At 69.7% G+C, this 18473-nt stretch carries 15 protein-coding genes; 8 read left to right on the top strand and 7 right to left on the bottom strand.

Annotated elements, in window-relative coordinates; translation table 11 throughout:
- Positions 1–169 precede the first annotated feature (169 nt).
- Complete coding sequence (locus KLK06_RS02135; RefSeq protein WP_308168065.1) at positions 170–532, top strand: Rv3235 family protein; 363 nt, start codon at positions 170–172, stop codon at positions 530–532.
- Between the two features lie 100 nt (positions 533–632).
- Here the strand turns inward: KLK06_RS02135 and secA are convergent, their stop codons facing one another.
- The gene (gene secA / locus KLK06_RS02130; RefSeq protein ID WP_214633528.1) at positions 633–3425 is read right to left on the bottom strand and encodes a preprotein translocase subunit SecA; all 2793 of its coding nucleotides are present in this window, start codon (positions 3423–3425) and stop codon (positions 633–635) included.
- 223 nt (positions 3426–3648) lie between these two features.
- Here secA and KLK06_RS02125 point away from each other — a divergent pair, with 223 nt between their 5' ends.
- Both KLK06_RS02125 and KLK06_RS02120 read left to right on the top strand, forming a co-directional pair.
- Positions 3649–3909, top strand: coding sequence for an HGxxPAAW family protein (locus tag KLK06_RS02125; protein ID WP_214633527.1), 261 nt, complete (start codon positions 3649–3651; stop codon positions 3907–3909).
- A 194-nt stretch (positions 3910–4103) separates the two neighbouring features.
- A complete protein-coding gene (locus KLK06_RS02120) occupies positions 4104–5285 on the top strand; it encodes a winged helix-turn-helix domain-containing protein (RefSeq protein WP_214633526.1) in 1182 nt (393 codons plus the stop codon).
- A gap of 363 nt (positions 5286–5648) precedes the next feature.
- On the opposite strand, the gene KLK06_RS02115 is transcribed toward KLK06_RS02120, so the two are convergent.
- The 6 genes from KLK06_RS02115 to mtrA form a co-directional block, all read right to left on the bottom strand.
- Positions 5649–6347 carry a response regulator transcription factor gene (locus KLK06_RS02115; RefSeq protein WP_214633525.1) on the bottom strand — a complete coding sequence of 233 codons (699 nt, stop codon included), beginning with the start codon at positions 6345–6347 and terminating at the stop codon, positions 5649–5651.
- A 170-nt stretch (positions 6348–6517) separates the two neighbouring features.
- Positions 6518–7177 (bottom strand): ribosome hibernation-promoting factor, HPF/YfiA family, encoded by a 660-nt coding sequence (hpf, locus tag KLK06_RS02110; protein WP_214633524.1) that lies wholly within the window; start codon positions 7175–7177, stop codon positions 6518–6520.
- Between the two features lie 629 nt (positions 7178–7806).
- Positions 7807–8481, bottom strand: coding sequence for a ComF family protein (locus tag KLK06_RS02105; protein ID WP_250904745.1), 675 nt, complete (start codon positions 8479–8481; stop codon positions 7807–7809).
- 91 nt (positions 8482–8572) lie between these two features.
- Positions 8573–10369 carry an LpqB family beta-propeller domain-containing protein gene (locus KLK06_RS02100; RefSeq protein ID WP_214633523.1) on the bottom strand — a complete coding sequence of 599 codons (1797 nt, stop codon included), beginning with the start codon at positions 10367–10369 and terminating at the stop codon, positions 8573–8575.
- Positions 10356–12104, bottom strand: a complete 1749-nt coding sequence (mtrB, locus tag KLK06_RS02095) for an MtrAB system histidine kinase MtrB (protein ID WP_214633522.1) — start codon at positions 12102–12104, stop codon at positions 10356–10358. Before mtrB ends, KLK06_RS02100 begins: the two co-directional genes overlap by 14 nt.
- 18 nt (positions 12105–12122) lie before the next feature.
- Complete coding sequence (gene mtrA, locus KLK06_RS02090) at positions 12123–12800, bottom strand: MtrAB system response regulator MtrA (protein WP_043620615.1); 678 nt, start codon at positions 12798–12800, stop codon at positions 12123–12125.
- A 449-nt stretch (positions 12801–13249) separates the two neighbouring features.
- Here mtrA and KLK06_RS02085 point away from each other — a divergent pair, with 449 nt between their 5' ends.
- From KLK06_RS02085 to KLK06_RS02065, 5 genes are read left to right on the top strand one after another with little or no spacing between them, the layout of a single operon-like run.
- Positions 13250–14290: a glycerophosphoryl diester phosphodiesterase membrane domain-containing protein gene (locus KLK06_RS02085; protein ID WP_250904744.1), complete on the top strand. Its 1041-nt coding sequence runs from the start codon at positions 13250–13252 to the stop codon at positions 14288–14290.
- Positions 14287–14937, top strand: a complete 651-nt coding sequence (locus KLK06_RS02080; protein WP_308168064.1) for a DUF4129 domain-containing protein — start codon at positions 14287–14289, stop codon at positions 14935–14937. The genes KLK06_RS02085 and KLK06_RS02080 overlap by 4 nt, the downstream gene beginning before the upstream one ends.
- Positions 14934–16121 (top strand): DUF4350 domain-containing protein, encoded by a 1188-nt coding sequence (locus KLK06_RS02075; protein ID WP_214633520.1) that lies wholly within the window; start codon positions 14934–14936, stop codon positions 16119–16121. The genes KLK06_RS02080 and KLK06_RS02075 overlap by 4 nt, the downstream gene beginning before the upstream one ends.
- A complete protein-coding gene (locus KLK06_RS02070) occupies positions 16111–17088 on the top strand; it encodes a MoxR family ATPase (protein WP_214633519.1) in 978 nt (325 codons plus the stop codon). The genes KLK06_RS02075 and KLK06_RS02070 overlap by 11 nt, the downstream gene beginning before the upstream one ends.
- A complete protein-coding gene (locus KLK06_RS02065; RefSeq protein WP_214633518.1) occupies positions 17088–18461 on the top strand; it encodes a DUF58 domain-containing protein in 1374 nt (457 codons plus the stop codon). The genes KLK06_RS02070 and KLK06_RS02065 overlap by 1 nt, the downstream gene beginning before the upstream one ends.
- Positions 18462–18473: the final 12 nt, after the last annotated feature.

The following is an 18473-nucleotide window of genomic DNA, read 5'->3' as shown; positions in this document are numbered from 1 at the left end:
CCGAAATCGTGATGAGCGTTGGTTTGCACCGCTCCAACTTGTGGTGATCTTGTTCGCGAATCACCGCGAAACTGCGGCCCTGGCGGGAAAGTTGGCGGCCGACGTATTTGGGGGCGGGGCCGGAAACTCTATGTATCGATCCCTCTCCCCCTATGACATTGGAGGCCCCGTGTCATCTCTTCCGCATGCCGTTTCCGACCCGCTCGTGTGGGGGCCGCCGGGGGCCATCCCCGACGAGCGCAAGCTGAGGTCGCTCGGCCAGGCGCTGGCCGAGGTGCTCGCGGGGCGGCGGCCGGCCGAGAGTGTCGCCGACCGGCTCACCGAGCGGGCCTACCGTGAGCTCGTCCGGGCGGGGCGGATGATCGAAGCGAAACGGCCGCCGTTCGTGGGCAGCCCGCACGTGAAGGAGCCCAAGGACGGCGCGGTCGAGATGTGCCTGCTCGTCCACTGCGGCGAACGCAGCCACGTGCTGGCCGTCCGGCTGGAGCGGCGCGGCGTGCAATGGCTGTGCACGGACTTCGAGACCGCCTGACGCGGCATTCGAGACAGCCTGACGCAGCGTTTCGAGACGGCCTGACACGCGAAGAGGCCCCCGCCGCGCGGCGAGGGCCTCTTTCACAGCACTGGGCGTGTTACGCGTCCGTGTGCTTGGGGTCACCGTGGCAGCGCTTGTACTTCTTGCCCGAGCCACAGGGGCAGGGCGCGTTGCGCTCTACGTTGCCGTAGGCGGCGCGCTCGGCGGACGTGCTGCGGACCCGGGTGTGCTCGACCTCGCCCGCCTCACCCGGCGCGGTGTATTCGAGCTCGGCGGGCCGCTCGGGCCCACGCAGGCCGCGCGCGATGATCGAGCGGGTCTCCGCCATCATCGAGTCCTCTTCCTCGACGATCGGGTTCTCCTGAACCTCGACCTCGATGTTGAAGAGGAAGCCGACCGAGTCCTCCTTGATGCCCTCGAGCATCGCGGCGAACATCTCGAAGCCCTCGCGCTGGTACTCGATCTGCGGGTCCTTCTGCGCGTAGGCCCGCATGCCGATGCCCTCGCGCAGGTAGTCCATCTCGTAGAGGTGCTCGCGCCACTTGCGGTCGAGGACCGACAGGATGACGCGCCGCTCGAACTCGCGGGTGGCGTCGCCGCCGAGCTCCTCCTCGCGCCTGGCGTAGGCCTCCAGCGCGTCCTTCTTCACCTTCTCGGAGATGAGCTCGGCGGTGAGCTCCTCGCGGCTGCCGGCCTCTTCGACGACGCTGTCGATGGTGAGCGTGACGGGATAGAGCTCGCCGAACGCCTTCCACAGCTTGTCGAGGTCCCACTCTTCGGCGAAGCCCTCGGCCGTGGCGCCCGCGACGTAGCCGTCGATCACCTCGCCGACGAAGCCGCGCACCTGCTCGTGCAGGTCGGCGCCCTCCAGCACGCGGTGGCGCTCGGCGTAGATCACCTTGCGCTGCCGGTTCATGACCTCGTCGTACTTGAGAACTTCCTTGCGGATCTCAAAGTTCTGCTGCTCGACCTGGTGCTGGGCGGAGGCGATGGCCTTGGAGACGATGCCGGACTCGATCGGCTGGTCGTCGGGGATGTTGAGCCTCGTCATGATCATCTCGACCCGGGCCGAGTTGAACAGGCGCATGAGGTCGTCGCCCAGCGAGAGGTAGAAACGCGACTCGCCAGGGTCACCCTGACGGCCGGAGCGGCCGCGGAGCTGGTTGTCGATGCGGCGCGACTCGTGGCGCTCGGTGCCGAGAACGTAGAGGCCGCCGATCTGGGTGACCTCGTCGTGCTCGGCCTTGACGGCCGCCTTGGCCTTCTCCAGCGCCTCGGGCCACGCCTTCTCGTACTCTTCGGGCGTTTCGAGCGGGTCGAGGCCGCGCTGGCGCAGCTCCAGGTCGGCGCGGAACTCGGAGTTGCCGCCGAGCATGATGTCGGTGCCTCGACCAGCCATGTTGGTGGCCACGGTGACGGCGCCCTTGCGGCCCGCCTCCGCGACGATCGCGGCCTCGCGCGCGTGGTTCTTCGCGTTGAGCACCTCGTGCGGAACACCGCGGCGCTTGAGCGCCTTCGACAGCCGCTCGGACTTCTCGACCGAGGTGGTGCCGACGAGCACCGGCTGGCCGGCGTCGTAGCGCTCCTTGATGTCCTCGACGACCGCGGCGAACTTGGCGTCCTCGGTCTTGTAGACGACGTCGGCCTGGTCCTTGCGGATCATCGGGCGGTTCGTCGGGATCGGGACCACGCCGAGCTTGTACGTCTGGTGGAACTCGTTCGCCTCGGTGACGGCCGTGCCGGTCATGCCGGACAGCTTCTTGTAGAGGCGGAAGTAGTTCTGCAGGGTGACCGTGGCGAGAGTCTGGTTCTCGTCCTTGATCTTCACACCCTCTTTGGCCTCGATGGCCTGGTGCATGCCCTCGTTGTAACGGCGGCCGTGCAGGATGCGACCGGTGAACTCGTCGACGATCAGCACCTCGCCGTCGGCGACGATGTAGTCCTTGTCCTTCTTGAACAGGTCCTTGGCCTTCAGGGCGTTGTTCAGGAAGCCGACCAGGTGGGTGTGCTCGGCCTTGTAGAGGTTGTCGATGCCGAGCCAGTCCTCGACCTTGGCGACACCGGACTCCAGGACGCCGACCGTGCGCTTCTTCTCGTCGACGATGTAGTCGCCGGTGCTCTCCTCGTCGGGCGACTTGGCCTCGACGCCCCTGCGCAGGCGGGGCACGATCTTGGCGAACTCGTTGTACCACTTGCCCGACTGCTCCCCGGGGCCGGAGATGATCAGCGGGGTGCGGGCCTCGTCGATGAGGATGGAGTCGACCTCGTCGACGATCGCGAAGTGGTGGCCGCGCTGCACGCACTCGTCCAGCGACCACGCCATGTTGTCGCGCAGGTAGTCGAAGCCGAACTCGTTGTTGGTGCCGTAGGTGATGTCCGCCTCGTACTGCTTGCGCCGCTCGTCGGGGGCCTGCCCGGACAGGATCATGCCGACTTCGAGGCCGAGGAAGCGGTAGACGCGCCCCATGTGCTCGGCGCCGACCTTGACCAGGTAGTCGTTGACCGTGATGACGTGCACGCCGTTGCCGGCGAGCGCGTTGAGGTAGGCGGGGAGAGTACAGGTGAGGGTCTTGCCCTCGCCGGTCTTCATCTCCGAGATGTTGCCCATGTGAAGGCTCGCGCCGCCCATGATCTGCACGTCGAAGTGACGCTGGCCGAGCACGCGGCGGGCCGCCTCGCGCACGGTCGCGAACGCTTCGGGAAGCAGATCGTCGAGGGTTTCGCCCGCATCGAGCCGCTGCTTGAATTCGTCCGTCAGCGCGCGCAACTCCGCGTCGGACAGGCTCGTGAAGTCGTCCTCGATGGAGTTGACCTGATCGGCGATCCGCTTGAGCTTGCGCAGCGTCTTGCCTTCGCCGGCGCGTAGGATCTTGTCGAGAATGGCTGCCACTTTATGTAAAGCTCCTCGCAGGTCTACCCCGGCGGCGCCGCCAGGAGGAGAGGCTGAGACAAACTTCCCCGTTGCCATCGTAGGCGGTTCCGCAACCAGACACAGCCACCGCGACGACGAGAGCGTCGGACCCGTCTGGGAGAATGGGGTTAGGCAGAGCGTATGCCGGTAAGCCGCCGGTTCGCACCATTAGCGGTATATCCGGTAAAGGGAAGGATTTGTGATGGTTGAGGGGCGCAAGTCAGAGCATGCGGAGAATCTCGGCAGCCATGGCGGCCGTGCGTCCTCATGGCTCGCGGTGACCGTGATGGTGCTCGGCACCGCCGTCGCCGGCTATGGATTGACCGCCGCCAACTGGACGCTCGTCTGGATCGGGGGCGGCGTGTTCGTCGTGGGCGCAATCCTCGCCCTCGTCTTCGACATCGTCACCGACGTCGTGATCGACGCCCCCCGGGCCGGGCTGCGCGCGGAAGACCACCGCTGACCCTCCGCTGACGGTTGCGGGAGGTCACCCCCAAACCGCTGTATTCGTGGACAGACGCGGAGGGTCACCGCGCAACCCCGGGACGAAGACGGGAGCGGCCCCGCCGCTGATGCGTGCGTCTCGCGGCGGGTCGCCGTTCTGTCGGTGCCCGCCGCTAGCATTCGCGGCATGCCTAGCCGTACCAATGTGCTGATATGACGGATCTGACGGCCGACGAGGCGCGGCGGATCATCCTGCGGGCCCAGGGCCTGCTCGGCGGCGCGGACGCGCGCCGGGGCGGGGTGCACGGCATGCTCCGCAGGCTCGGCGCGATCCAGCTCGACACGATCTCCGTCCTGGCCCGCTCCCACGAGCTCGTCGCCTACGCGCGTCTGGGCGCGGTGGGCAGGCCCAAGGTCGAACGCGCCTACTGGCACAATCCCGCCCTGAGCTTCGAATACTGGTGCCACGCCGCCTGCATCCTGCCGATCGAGCACTGGCCCCTCTACGCCTTCAGACGACGCGCCTACCGCGACCGCCGCTACCGCTGGCACGAGGTGCCCGACCACGTCGACAAGCTGCGGGATCAGGTACGCGACTCGGGCCCCCTCACCACCTCGGACGTCGGCGGCGCCAAGAACGGCGGCCCCTGGTGGGACTGGTCCGACTCGAAGATCGGCCTGGAGTGGCTGCTCGACATCGGCGAGATCGTCTGCAGCCGCCGCGTCGGCTGGCGCAGGGTCTACGACCTGTCCGAGCGCGTGGTCCCCGCCGAACTCCTGGCCGAGGACCTCTCCGACGAGGAGTGCATCGTCCGGCTGGCGGCCATCGCCGGCGCCTCGCTGGGCGTGGCGACCAGGGGTGACCTGATCGACTTCCTGCGGCTCAAGGGGAGGTTCGCCGCGATCCTCGACGAAGCGCTGCTCAGCGGGGCCACCGGGCTGGTGCCCGTGCACGTGACCGGCTGGCCCTCGACCAGGGGGCAGACCAACGCGTGGGCCGATCCGGCGGGCCTGGAGTCGGCGCCGCGCGGACGGCACCGCACGACGCTGGTGTCGCCGTTCGACTCGCTCATCTGGCATCGCGGCCGGACCGAGCGGGTCTTCGGCTTCAACTACCAGCTCGAGCTCTACGTGCCCAAGCACAAGCGGGTGCACGGCTACTTCACGATGCCGGTGCTGGCCGGCGGCCGGCTGATCGGCCGCGTGGACCCGGCCCGCGACGGCACCACCCTGGTGGCCAGGCAGCTCAGCCTGGAGCCCGGCCTCACCGGCGCCAAGTGGGCCGACGCCCTACGCGACGCCCTGTGGTCGGCCGCCGACTGGGTGGGCTGCGACGCCGTACGAGTCGAACGCGCCGACCCCGCCCTCATCGCCCACTTGGAAGCGCCCGCCTGATCATGGCCCTCGTCGCCAGCCTGGCGGCGAGTGCCGTCAGAACGCCATCCTCCGCACCCGTTCGGGATGGGCACCGGGTGATCGCTGTCCGCCCCGGGCGCCCCAGGCCACGCGAAGCCCGGGCAGCGGCCTGCGCGCCGACCAGGGCGGCTCGGTTGCGCCCGCCGACCCGCACAGACGCACTCCGGAGCGGCGCGTCGGATGCCCGGGGCGCGCGTCAGATGATCGCCATCCGTCGCACCCGGTCTGGGGGCGGGTGGTCACCATCCGTCGCGCCCCGTCTGGGGCGGATGAACGCCATCCGTCGCGCCCGGTCTGGGGGCGGGTCGGTCGCCGTTCGTCGCGGCCGTCTCGGGGGCGACGTCAGGTGATTTCCAGCATGCGTTCGCGCACCGCGTAGACCACGGCCTCCATGCGTGAGTGGAGTTGCAGCTTGTCGAGGATGTTGCGGACGTGGTTCTTCACTGTGTTCTCGGAGATGAAGAGCTGCTTGGCGATCTCGCGGTTGTTCATCCCCTTGGCCACCAGGCGCAGCACCTCCATCTCGCGTTCGGTCAGCCGGGGCACCGGGAGCTGGGGTGGGCGTTCGCTCTCCTTCTTGCTCATGTTCGCGAACTCGTTGATGAGTTTGGCGGCCATGGCGGGATTGATGAGCGATTGGCCTTCGTGTACTCCGCGCACGGCGGCGGGGACGTCGTTGATCTGCACGTCCTTGAGCAGATAGCCGGTCGCGCCCGCCTTGATGGCTTCGAAGAGGTCTTCTTCTTCGTCGCTGACCGTCAGCATGATGATGCGCGTGCTCGGCACCGAGGCCTTGATGCCCTTCGCCGCCTCGATGCCGTCCTGTCGCGGCATGCGTACGTCCATGAGCACCACGTCGGGCATGAGGCGGTCGGCCATTTCGACCGCCTCGTGCCCGTCGCTCGCCTCACCGACCACCTCGATGTCCGGCTCGGCGGCCAGCGCCAGAGCCAGGCTCCGCCTGATCAACTCGTGATCGTCCACGATCAGGACGCGGATCGGCTCGCCTCCTGACGCGCGGGCCTCGCCAGACTCCGTCACCAGGCCTCCTCGATCAGCCTCGCGACTGCCTTCTCCGCGCTTCGCTCGCTCATCACCTGACTGAGCTCGCTCACGTCTCCTCCTCGTCGGGGGGCCAGAGCCGTTGGACCGCCAATGATGGCACGTCTAACGCGGTCCTAGGGTGGTCGAGAAGATCTTTTAGCGCGCTGTCACGGCTCTACGAGCCGCAGTACGCCGTAGTTATAGCCGCGCCGGTTGTAAACGACACACGGCTGGCCGCTCTCCTTATCACGGAACAGGTAGAAATCGTGGCCGACCAGCTCCATCTCAAGGAGAGCCTGGTCGATGGTCATAGGTTCCGCTTTGTGGTGCTTCTCCCGTACGATGAGCGGCCCGTCGCCCTCCATCTCGATCGGGACGATGTCGTCGTACTGCCTGTCATCGGGTAGCTGATCTTCTTCGAACTCGGGGACGACCTCGGCCTCGACCTCGCGGGGTGCCAGGTCGGCGACATCGGGAAGCGTCGCGGTGAGCTCCGCGACGGAGGGCGGGCAGTGGTTGCCGTGGTGCACTTTGCGCCGGTCGGAGAGCCGCCTGAGGCGACCTTCCAGTTTGTCCAGCGCCATGTCTAGGGCGGCGAATCGATCGTCGGCGGAAGCCTCCGCACGGATGGCGGGTCCTCGAGAGTGAATGGTCAGCTCGACACGCTCTCGCTGGTTGGCGATGCGCGGGTTGCGCTCCTTCGACACCTCCACATCGACTCGAATGAGCTTGTTGTCCAGACGCTCGATCCTGGCCAGCTTGGTCGCCACCTGGTCTCGGAACCGATCACTCACTCCTGTGTGCCGGCCCTTGACGATGATGTCCATGCAACAGCCCCCCTTCGTCTAACGACTGAGAAAGAGCGCCCGACGACGTTCTTGCCGGGCGGGGTCTTCCGTCTGCCTCTCTGCTGTCACCGTTACCCTCTTCCGACGTTCCGTCACCGGGATCTCGGGTGGCACCCGCCCGGCCGACCTGGTCTTCGACCCCACATTCGCCTGCTGAGGATTTCGCGGCTCTGATGCCACTACTGCCCTTCTCTTCTGGCGGGGGACATCTGGACCCCCGGGAAGGCAGGACTTACCCCTAAGCCGCACCGTGATCGGTCGACAAAGAGTCGCCTTACGTGGACCGTTTTGCCTGCGGCTGGCATCGGCTAGCAGAGCCGGGAGCCCCGACCCTGCGCAACCACGGACCCGAACGGGTGCCATGTCAGAACGCTATCCGGATCGCGACCGAATGTCAGCCTAGGGATCGGTCAAACGATCACTTTCTGTGATTTTTCACCAGTGTTACGGGCGTGACGCATGCCCTTTTCTGCGGACGGCTGCTCATAAATCCGTGCCACCGTGGAGTGCTGAGCAGCCCCGCCGCCGCTCGGTGGGTAGTGACATGTGGCCTCCAAGTCAGGGCCGATGGATAGATCTTTCTTTACCCAGGGTGACCGTAATGGATCTCAAGATCTTCGGCGTGTCGCGGCGACGGTGACCGCCAGCAGGACTTCGACGCCATTCGCCCGGAGTGTCCGGGTCGCTTCGGCCAGGGTGGAGCCCGTCGTGACGATGTCGTCCACGAGCAGCACAGAGGCCGCTGGGCGGGCCTTCCCGGCGGAGGTGACCAGCAGGGAGGCGGCGAGGTTGGCGGCCCGCTGCGTGGCGCTCAGGCCCGCCTGGTCGCCCACCTGACGCGCCTGCCCGAGCACGGGCCACACCTCCGCCCGGCGGCCGAACGCCGCCAACTGACGTACGGCCAGCGCGGCCAGCCTGCCGACCGGGTCGTGTCCTCTCGACCGGCGGGCGCGGGCGGCGCTGGGGATGGGCACGACGGCCACCGGCGCGGCGGGCCGGGACGCCAGGGCGTGGCAGGCGGTGAAGGCCAGGGCCGCCGCCAGCGGACGGGCCAACGTGGTCTGGCCGCGCTCCTTGTAGGCGACGATCGCCTCACGCACGGCCCCCGCGTAGTCGGCGGCCGACCAGCACTCGGGGAGCCCGGCCGGGACCGGTCTCGGCATGCGGCGGGCCGGGACGGGGGCCAGACAGCTCTCGCACAGGCGCGGGCCTCTGGCGGCACAGCCCAGGCAGTGCTGCGGCAGGATCAGATCGGCGAGAGCGGCGAACACGGGGACCAGCATGCCCGGCGCCCCCGACACTTTCAGTGACGCAAGATCGCAGGTGAGGCGGTCCGTACGTGACCGGACCGCACGTGTGACGGGCCGCGGGCGGTCAGCCCAGGGGGAAGATCGGGGTGTCGGCGTCGGCGGCGATCTTGGCGGTCCAGCTCTGCTTGTCCAGGTTGGATTCCAGGATCTCGTTCTTCTGCAAGGTCCCCGCCAGGATCCGCTCACCCTGCGCGGCCAGCGTGCGCAGCCGCTTGTCCGACGGCAGCTTGGTGACCGTGCCGTCGCCCACGTTGATCTCCTTGACCACCGACCCGGCGTTGCTCTGCGAGAGCACCACCAGATGCTCGCCGTCACGCCAGGCCAGGTCCATGATGTTCTCGTCGTCCACCGTGCTCAGGGTCTGGAAGTTTCCGAGCATGGTGGAGGCGCCCTCTCCAGTGATGGCGCCGACGCGGATCTCGTGCTTGCCGATCGTCACCGCCACCCGCACGCCGTCCCTGGCGATCCGCAGCCGCGTGACGTCGAACCCGTCGAGGCTCGGCGCGGCGATGCGCTCGGGCCCGCGCCCCGCGCTCGGGTTGCAGCGGAGCACGGCCTTGCTGCGGCGGTCGTACGTCCACAGGGTGCCGTCCCTGTGCCAGGAGGGCGCCGTGAGGTCCGCGCTCGCCCCCTGGATCCACTGCTGCCAGCGGCCGTCCGCGGCGGCCCTGGTGACCCAGATGCCGCCCGCGCTCGACTTGGCCGCGATGAGGTCGGCGCCCTGGCCGGTGGCGTAGCCGCCGGCGATCACGGCGAAGTGGGAGTACTGGTTGTTCGGCTGACCGGCGGGCCCGGCCACGACCCTGCCGGGTCCGTCGTGGCCCACCGAATAGACGGCGCCTTTGCTGTTGGTGTAGTAGACGACGTTGGAGGCGGCGCCCAGCCAGTCGCCGGACATGTTGGGCTCGATGGTCAGCGTGTCCGAGGAGAAGAACGGCTCGCCGTCGAGCTGCACCTCGATGGAGCGGCCGTTGGCCACGTTGTTGCTGGTGAGGCTCCATCTGAGCTGGGCCTGGAGTCCCCTGCTGAAGATGTTGTCCGAGTCGATGGGACCGCTGAGGTTGATCACCACGCGGTCGTCGCCCGCGCGTACGGACTCGACCCGCGTGCCGTGCGGGAAGACGTTCTCCACGGCGCCCTGCAGCGCTTTGCTCGGGCCCTTGAGCAGGCGTTCGATGATGGTCTTGGCGAAGCTCTCGGTGGGCTTGAGCCGCAGCCGTACCCGGTCGACGACCAGCATGTCCGCGTTGGCCCCGCCGCTGCCGGGCGCGCCGTTCAGGTAGTAGAGGTTCGTCGGCCGGTACGCGCGGGCGACGTCCGCCTCAGTGAGCACGAGGCCCCCGACCAGCGAATTGACCCGATATTCGCCGGTCTTGTCCTTGACCAGGGTGAACTTCCTGTCCACGCCCACGGACACGGGCACGTAGGTGTCGTCGTCCTCGATACGGGCCACCTGGGTGCCCGAGAGGACGACGGTGACCTCCTTGTCACTGGTCTTCCCGGATTCATCGTATTTCGCCCCGTTGTCGAGCACCGTCACCGGACCGCCGGGCTTCCACGCCTGCCGCGCCTCGTCCGTCAGGTACTTGCCGAGGATCTCCGGGTCGTCGGCGTAAGCGGCCATGGCCGCCTGCAAGCCCTCCACCACCTGCTGCGGCGTCCAGCCGTGCTGCGGCTCGATGGCGACCATGCGCTGGAACGGCTTGCTCATCGGGTCGTTGTCATTGGCCTCGCCGACCGGGAACGGGCCGCCCACGGGGATCACCGCGCAGGCCGAGCTCCAGGCGAGAGTCGCGACGACGACGCCGACGGCGCCGAGCCGCCTGAGCCGTGCGCGGAGCGGCTTACTAGTCCTCGTCATAACCGGCCCCGTCCGCCGACGCGGGCAGCAGCACCGGTGTCATCTGCCCGCGCCACGTGCGCCGCATCTCGATCTCGGGCGGCACCAGCGACAGCGGCGACCCCTTCAGATCGGTCCCGGCCACCCGGGGCAGTGTCAGCCGGAACTGCGAGCCCTCCCCCTGCTGTCCCCACGCCTGCAGCCAGCCGCCGTGCAGCGAGGCGTCCTCCCGCGAGATGGCCAGGCCCAGCCCGGTGCCGCCGATGGTCCGCGCCCGCGAGGGGTCGGCGCGCCAGAACCGGTCGAACACCATGGTGTCCTCGCCCGCCTTCAGGCCGATCCCGTGATCTCGTACGGCGACGGCCACGGCGTCCCGGTCGGCGCCCACCGTCACCACGACGTCCCTGCCCTCGCCGTGCTCGATGGCGTTGAACAGCAGGTTGCGCAGGATGCGCTCGACCCGCCGGTTGTCGATCTCCACCATGCACGGCTCGTTGGGCAGCCGCAGCTCGAAGCGGGTGGAGTGGCGCTCGGCCAGCGCCTCGGAGTCGCCGATCGCGCGCAGCACCACGTCACGCACGTCGACGGGGTCGAGGTCGAGCGTGGCGGCGCCGGCGTCGTAGCGGCTGATCTCCAGCAGGTCGGCCAGCATCGACTCGAACCGCTCAAGCTGGGCCTGCATGAGCTCGGCCGAGCGGGAGGCCATCGGGTCGAAGTCCTCGCGGGCGTCGTAGAGCAGGTCGGCGGCCATCCGCACGGTGGTCAGCGGGGTGCGCAGCTCGTGGGAGACGTCGGACACGAACTGCCGCTGGACCTGGGACAGCTCCTCCAACTGGTGGATCTTCAGCGCCAGGTTGACGGCCATCTCGTTGAACGAGGTGGCCAGGCGGGCCAGGTCGTCCTCGCCGCGTACCTTGAGCCGCTCGTCGAGTTTGCCCGCGGCCAGGCGCTCGGCCGCCTGACGGGCCAGCCGCACCGGGCTGACGACCTGGCGGGCCACCAGGTAGGCGATGGCGGCGAGCAGCAGCACGAGTCCCAGACCCACCACGGCGAGGGCGAGCCTGACGTTGGACAGCATCTGCTCTTCCTCGTTGATCGGGAAGAAGTGGTAGACCTCGTAGTTCTCGCCGTTGATGTCGACCACGCCGCCGATGACCAGCGTGGGCGTGGCCTGGCTGTCACCGGTGAACGTGATGGGCGCGGTGAAGCGCAGCGGCTTGTCGAAGATGTACTTCTGCTCCTGGCCGCGCAGCTTCTGCTGCAGCGCCTGCGGCACGTCCTCGGGCGCGACATTGCCCGAGGCGCGCGACTTGCCGGGGCGGGAGGTGTTGAGCACCAGCACCTCGTAGCGCTTCTTGGAGCCGTTCTCGCCCGAGCCGGTGATCGTGTCCATCACCTCGTCGAGCGGGTCGACGGGCGTGTTGCCGCCCGTGTCGGCGGTCGACTTGACCTGGTCGTCGGGCTTCTGGCTGAGGGCGTCGGCGATCCGCACGCGGTCGGCGAGCGCCTCGGTGGCCGACGACTGCTGGCGGCTCTCGATGACCGACCTGTTGATCTGGTCGGACAGGAAGACGCCGAGCACGACCACCACGGTCACGGAGATCACCAGCGTGCTGGTGACCACCTGGAGCTGGAGTGAGCGCCTCCAGACGCTGCGTACCCGGCCCGCCGCACGCCGCGTCCGCCGCCGGACCCCGCCGAGAATCTGGCGGAGAGTACGGCGACGGAGTCGGGTCCTGCTACTAGTCGAGGGCATGGCCAGGTCGGTCGGAGGTCAGGCCGGCCCGGCTTTGTAACCCACGCCGCGGACCGTGACGACGATCTCGGGATGCTCCGGGTCCTTCTCGATCTTCGCCCGGAGCCGCTGGACGTGCACGTTGACCAGCCGCGTGTCGGCCGCGTGCCGGTAGCCCCAGACCTGCTCCAGCAGGACCTCCCGGGTGAAGACCTGGCGCGGCTTGCGGGCCAGGGCGACGAGCAGGTCGAACTCGAGCGGCGTCAGGTTGATGGTCTCCTCACCACGCTTGACCGAGTGGCCGGCCACGTCGATGGTGATGTCGCCGATCTGCAGGATCTCCGGGGTGGGCTCGTCGGTACGGCGCAGCCGCGCGCGCACCCTGGCCACGAGTTCCTTCGGCTTGAACGGCTTGACGATGTAGTCGTCGGCGCCCGACTCCAGACCGAGCACGACGTCGATCGTGTCGCTCTTGGCGGTGAGCATGACGATGGGCACACCCGATTCGGCCCTGATCCTGCGCGCCACGTCGATGCCGTCCGCCCCCGGCAGCATCAGGTCGAGCAACACCAGGTCCGGGCGCGTGTCCCGGAAAGCGTCAAGGGCTTTGTCACCGTCTGAGACAAAGGATGGCTCGAAGCCTTCGCCGCGCAACACGATACCCAGCATCTCGGCGAGAGCGGCGTCGTCATCGACGACCAGCACGCGACCTTTCATGGCCCCTCATTCGTTCTACGCATTCTGGGACATACCCGCACGATCGCTGAAGGTTACCCTTCGTTGGCCCATGCATGGGACACGAGACGTACAAAAGACGAGTTTTAGACTTGCAGTAGGGATCGCAATCTCAGTCTGCGGTAACGGACCGGCTTTCGGCCATCCTTCGATGAGATCCTTGAGGCGGAACGCTGCCAAATGCGCGCAAGATGACTCGGCGAGTCGTACGCACGACACCATTGCCCCGCCCACCATGCCAGGATTGGGATATGTCAGACGGTCACGGTCCCTCGCCCGAGACGCCACCAGGCTGGGCTTCAGATCAGCCCCCTCCCTACGGTGCCCCGCAGACCTCGCCGTGGACCGCCCCCGGCTTCGAACAGCAACAGCCTCCACAGGGCCCCGGCCCGCAGGCGCCCTATCAGCAACCGCCGCCTGGATACGGCTACATGCCGCATCCACCCGCACTGCGCCCCGGGATCATACCGCTACGGCCGCTGGGGCTGGGCGACATCCTCGACGGAACGATCAAACTGGTCCGGTCGAACCCCAAGGCGGTGCTGGGCCTCTCGGCGGTCGCCGCCCTCCTCGGCGCCCTCCCGATCGCGATCGGGCAGGTGTTCGCCTTCGACTCCATGCGCGACCTGCTCAACGATCCGGCCGCCGCCGAGTCGGCCGACCTGACCGGGATGTACGGCGGGTTCATCGCCCAGTACGGCGGCGCGCTCGTCTCCATCGCGGTCAGCTTCGTCGTGGTGACCGTGCTGACCGGCGTGCTGATGCGGATACTCGGCCGCGCCGTGTTCGGCGGCAAGATCTCCGCCGGAGAGGCGTGGCAGCTGACCAAGGGCCGCGTCCCGGCGCTGTTCGGCGTGGTGGGGCTGATGGCCGTCATCATGCTGGTCCCGCTGGCCGTCATCGCCCTGCTCATCGTCGCGGTCATCGCGACCGGCACGGGCGACGGCTCACCCGCCGCGGCGGGCGGCGTGTTCGTGATCTCCATGCTGCTGCTCCTCCTGTACATCGGCTATGTGCTGTACTTCAGGACCCGCTTCGCGCTCGCGGCGCCGGCCGTGGTGCTGGAGGGCAAGGGTCCCATCCAGGCGCTGCGGCGCTCCTGGAATCTGGTGACCGGCGACTTCTGGCGGGTGCTCGGCATCCTGCTGCTCACCTCACTGCTGGTGGGGCTCGTCGCGAGCATTCTGGAGATCCCGTTCACCATCGCCGGGTCCCTCGTCGGCCTGCTCGGCCAATCGCCCGGCACCGCCGTGCTGGCGGCCGTGCTGCTCGCCGTCGGCGGCACGCTCGGCGCGTTGATCACCTACCCGTTCGAGGCGGGTGTCGCGGGGCTCCTCTACGCCGACCGGCGGATGCGCAGTGAGGCGTTCGACCTGGCGCTGCAGACGGCGGCGATCGAGCAGCAGCGTCAGGGCTGGGTGCACGCCTCGGCCGACGAGCTCTGGCATCCGTCCAACTCCGCCAGGCCGTGACCCCGATCGACGCCGTGACCCCGATCGACAGGGAGGAGGCCGCGCGCAGAGCCGCGGACGAGCTCCTCAAGCCGGGCTACGAGAAGGAAGCGCTGCTGGACCAGGCGGTCCGGCGCTTCAGGCAGTTCGTCGGCGACCTCATGGACGCGGCCACGGGCAGCGGCACGACCGGTGGCATCATCTCCGCCATCGTGATCGTACTGATCATCAGCGGGGTGATCGCGCTGGTCGTGTGGCGGCTCCGCAAGACCTCGCGCAGGAACGCGGCGGCGCCGGACGGCCTGTTCGGCGAGCGGACGCTGACCGCCGCCGAGCACCGCCAGGCGGCCGAGCGGCTGGCCGCCGGGGGCGACTGGACCGAGGCGATCCAGGAGCGGCTGCGCGCCATCGCCCGCGACCTGGAGGAGCGGGCCCTGGTCGACGGGATGCCGGGGCGTACGGCCGACGAGCTGGCCGCCGAGGCGGGCCAGGCGCTGCCCGGCTTCGCCGACGAGCTGACCGCCGCCGCCCGCTCGTTCGACGACGTCACCTACGGCGCCGTGCCCGGCACCCGGGAGGCGTACGACGCCATGAGCGGTCTCGACGATCGGCTCCGCCAGGCCAGACCGGTCCCGCTGGCCGGGCCCCCACTCGGGAGGGCCTCATGAGCCTCGACATGCGGCCACGGGAGACCGGCGAGTCCCGCTCCACCTCCCCCACCGTGCGCTCCACCTGGCGGGCGAGCCGGCTGATCGTCCTGCTCGGCGCGCTCATCGTGCTCGCCGCGGTGTTCAGCGTGCTGCTCAAACCGGACACCCGTCCGCCACGCCACCTGGATCCCGCCGACGCCTCGCTGGCGGGCTCGATGGCGCTGGCCGAGCTGCTGCGCGACCGCGGTGTCACCGTAGACCGGGTCGACTCGGCGGAGGCGGCCGTGGCGAAGGCCACCGGTGCCGCGCCGGGAGACCGGCTGCTGCTGATCACCGACGCCTCCTACGTCGACCCGCGCGCCCTGGCCGGGATCCAGGGCGACCGGGTGATCGCCGACAACCTCTTCACCCTCGACGAGCTGGCCCCCGCAGTGCGGCCGGTGCGGGGGGCCGCGCGCGAGCGCTCGCGTGAGCCCGACTGCTCACTGCCCGCCGCCAAGGCCGCGGGCAGCGCGTTCATCGGCGACTCCGCGTTCACCGGACCGGCCGGCTCCACCGGCTGCTACCCGTGGAGCGACGGATGGACGCTGGTCAGCTACCCCAACGCGGGCGGCACCACCACGGTCCTGGGCAGCGCCGAGTTCATGACCAACCAGCGCCTGAGCGAGGACGGCAACGCCGCGCTCGCCCTGAACCTGCTGGGTTCGGCCAAGGCCGTGACCTGGCTGGTGGCGCCGGAGACACCGCCCGTGGGCGAGCTGCCGGGCGAGGCCGGCCAGTCGATGTACGACCTCATGCCCGCGAGCATCCCCTGGGCCGTGCTGATGACGGTCATCACGGTGCTGCTGGTGGCCTTCTGGCGGGGCAGGAGGCTGGGGCCGGTCGTGATCGAGCGGCTGCCCGTCGTGGTGCGGGCCGCGGAGACGGTCGAGGGGCGCGGGCGGCTCTACCGGGCCAGGCGGGCCAGGGGCAGGGCGGCCGACTCGCTCAGGGCCGGCACGATCGACCGGCTCACGCCCCGGCTCGGCCTCGGCTCCGGCTCGGGGCGGCACGAGCTGGTGGCCGCCGTCGCCGTACGGACCGGTCAGGACGCGCAGGAGGTCGGCGCCGCGTTGTACGGCCCAGCCCCCGCCGACGACGCCGGGCTCGTCGCCCTGGCAGGCTACTTGGACTTCATCGAGAGGACCGTAAGTGAACATTGAGGCGACCGCCCAGGTGCCCGGCGGTGACTCGGCCAGGAACGCGCTCAGCGCGCTGCGCGCCGAGGTGTCCAAGGCCGTGGTGGGCCAGGACGCCGTGGTGACCGGACTGGTCATCGCGCTGCTGTGCAGGGGGCACGTGCTGCTCGAAGGCGTGCCGGGCGTGGCCAAGACGCTCATGGTCCGCACGCTGTCCGCCGCGCTCTCGCTGGACTTCAAGCGGGTGCAGTTCACGCCCGACCTGATGCCGGGCGACGTGACGGGCTCACTGATCTATGACGCGAAGACGGCGCGGTTCGAGTTTCGGGAGGGGCCGGTCTTCACCAACCTGCTGCTCGCCGACGAGATCAACCGGACCCCGCCGAAGACGCAGGCCGCGCTGCTGGAGGCGATGGAGGAGCGGCAGGTCAGCGTCGAGGGCGACGCGCGTAAGCTGCCTGACCCGTTCGTGGTGTGCGCGACGCAGAACCCGATCGAGTACGAGGGCACCTACCAACTGCCGGAGGCGCAGCTCGACCGGTTCCAGCTCAAGCTGACCGTGCCGCTGCCGCCACGCGACCAGGAGATCATGGTCCTCGAACGGCACGCGCACGGCTTCGACCCGCGCGACCTGTCCGAGATCAAGCCCGTCGCCACCGCCCAGGACCTGGAGGCGGGCCGCGAGGCGGTGTCGAAGGTGCACGTGGGATCCGAGGTGCTCGGCTACATCGTGGACGTGGCGCGGGCCACCAGGAACTCCCCGTCGCTCCAGCTCGGCGTCTCGCCGCGTGGCGCGACCGCGCTGCTGGCCGCCGCGCGAGCCTGGGCGTGGCTGTCGGGCCGCGCCTACGTCACGCCCGACGACGTCAAGGCGCTGGCCAGGCCCGCGCTGCGGCACCGGATCCAGCTCAGGCCCGAGGCCGAGCTGGAGGGCGCTACCTCCGACGGCCTGCTCGACGGCATCCTGGCCTCGGTCCCGGTCCCGCGCTGATGGCTCTGACGGGACGCGCCGGGCTGGTGGCGGCGCTCGGCGTCGTGGTCGTGCTGCTGGCGCCCGATCCGGGGCCCGCGGTGGCGGGCGTCTGCCTGCTGCTGGCCGCCGCGATCATCGTGGACCTGGTGTTCGCGGGCGCGGTCCGCCCGCTCCGCTTCCACCGCTCGGGCGACCGGCTGGTCCGCCTCGGCGGCCAGGCCACGGTCGAGCTGGTGGTGGAGAACCCGGGGAGCCGGCGGATACGCGGCCTGCTGCGGGACGCCTGGCCGCCCTCCGCGGGCGCGTCACCGCGTTCCCAGCCGCTCAACGTGCCCGCGGGCGAGCGCCGCAAGCTCGTCGTGACGCTCACCCCGACCAGGCGCGGCGACCGCGAGTCCGTGGCGCTCACCGTCCGCTCGCTCGGGCCGCTCGGCCTGGCCGCCCGCCAGGGCACCCACCTGGCGCCGTGGTCGGTGCGCGTGCTGCCGCCGTTCCTGTCGCGCAAGCACCTGCCCTCCCGGCTGGCCAGGCTGCGTGAGCTCGACGGCCAGCATCCGGCCCTGGTACGCGGGCAGGGCACCGAGTTCGACTCGTTGCGCGAGTACGTGGTGGGCGACGACGTGCGCTCGATCGACTGGCGGGCCACCGCGCGGCGCCACGACGTGGTCGTCCGCACCTGGCGTCCCGAGCGGGACCGGCGGGTGCTGATCGTGCTCGACACCGGCCGCACCTCCGCGGGCCGGGTGGGCGACGCCCCGATGCCGATGGCCGGCGCCGCGGCGGGCGGCGGCGGGCTGCTGGTCCGCCCTGATCCCCGCCCGGTGCCCGGCTGGCCGCGGCTCGACTGGTCGATGGACGCCGCCCTGCTGCTCGCCGCGCTCGCCGCCAGGGCGGGCGACCAGGTGGACTTCCTCGCCTACGACCGGGCCGTACGCGCCTGGGTGGCCGGGGCCTCGCGTACCGAGCTGCTGTCGTCGCTGGTCAACGCCATGGCGCCGATCGAGGCGGAGCTGATCGAGGCCGACTCGCAGGGCATGGTCGCGGCGGTCCTGTCCCGGGCCAAGCGGCGCTGCCTGGTCGTGCTGCTCACCGACCTCAACTCGGCCGCGCTCGACGAGGGGCTGATGCCGGTGCTGCCGCAGCTCTCCTCGCGCCACCTGGTGCTGGTCGCGGCGGTCTCCGATCCGCGCGTGGCGGCCATGGCGGCCCAGAAGGGCACGGCCGAGCAGGTGTACGACGCGGCGGCGGCCGAGCACACGGAGCTGGGGCGCAGGCGCATCACCGCCCGGCTGCGCCGCCACGGCGTCGAAGTGGTGGACGCGTCACCGGAGGACATCGCCCCGGCCCTGGCCGACGCGTACCTGGCGCTGAAGGCCGCTGGCCGCCTGTAGCTTCGGGCGCTC

It is taken from the genome of Nonomuraea sp. NEAU-A123, assembly GCF_018603905.1.
GTDB lineage: Bacteria > Actinomycetota > Actinomycetes > Streptosporangiales > Streptosporangiaceae > Nonomuraea.
This window is presented reverse-complemented; position numbering and strand designations above follow the sequence as displayed.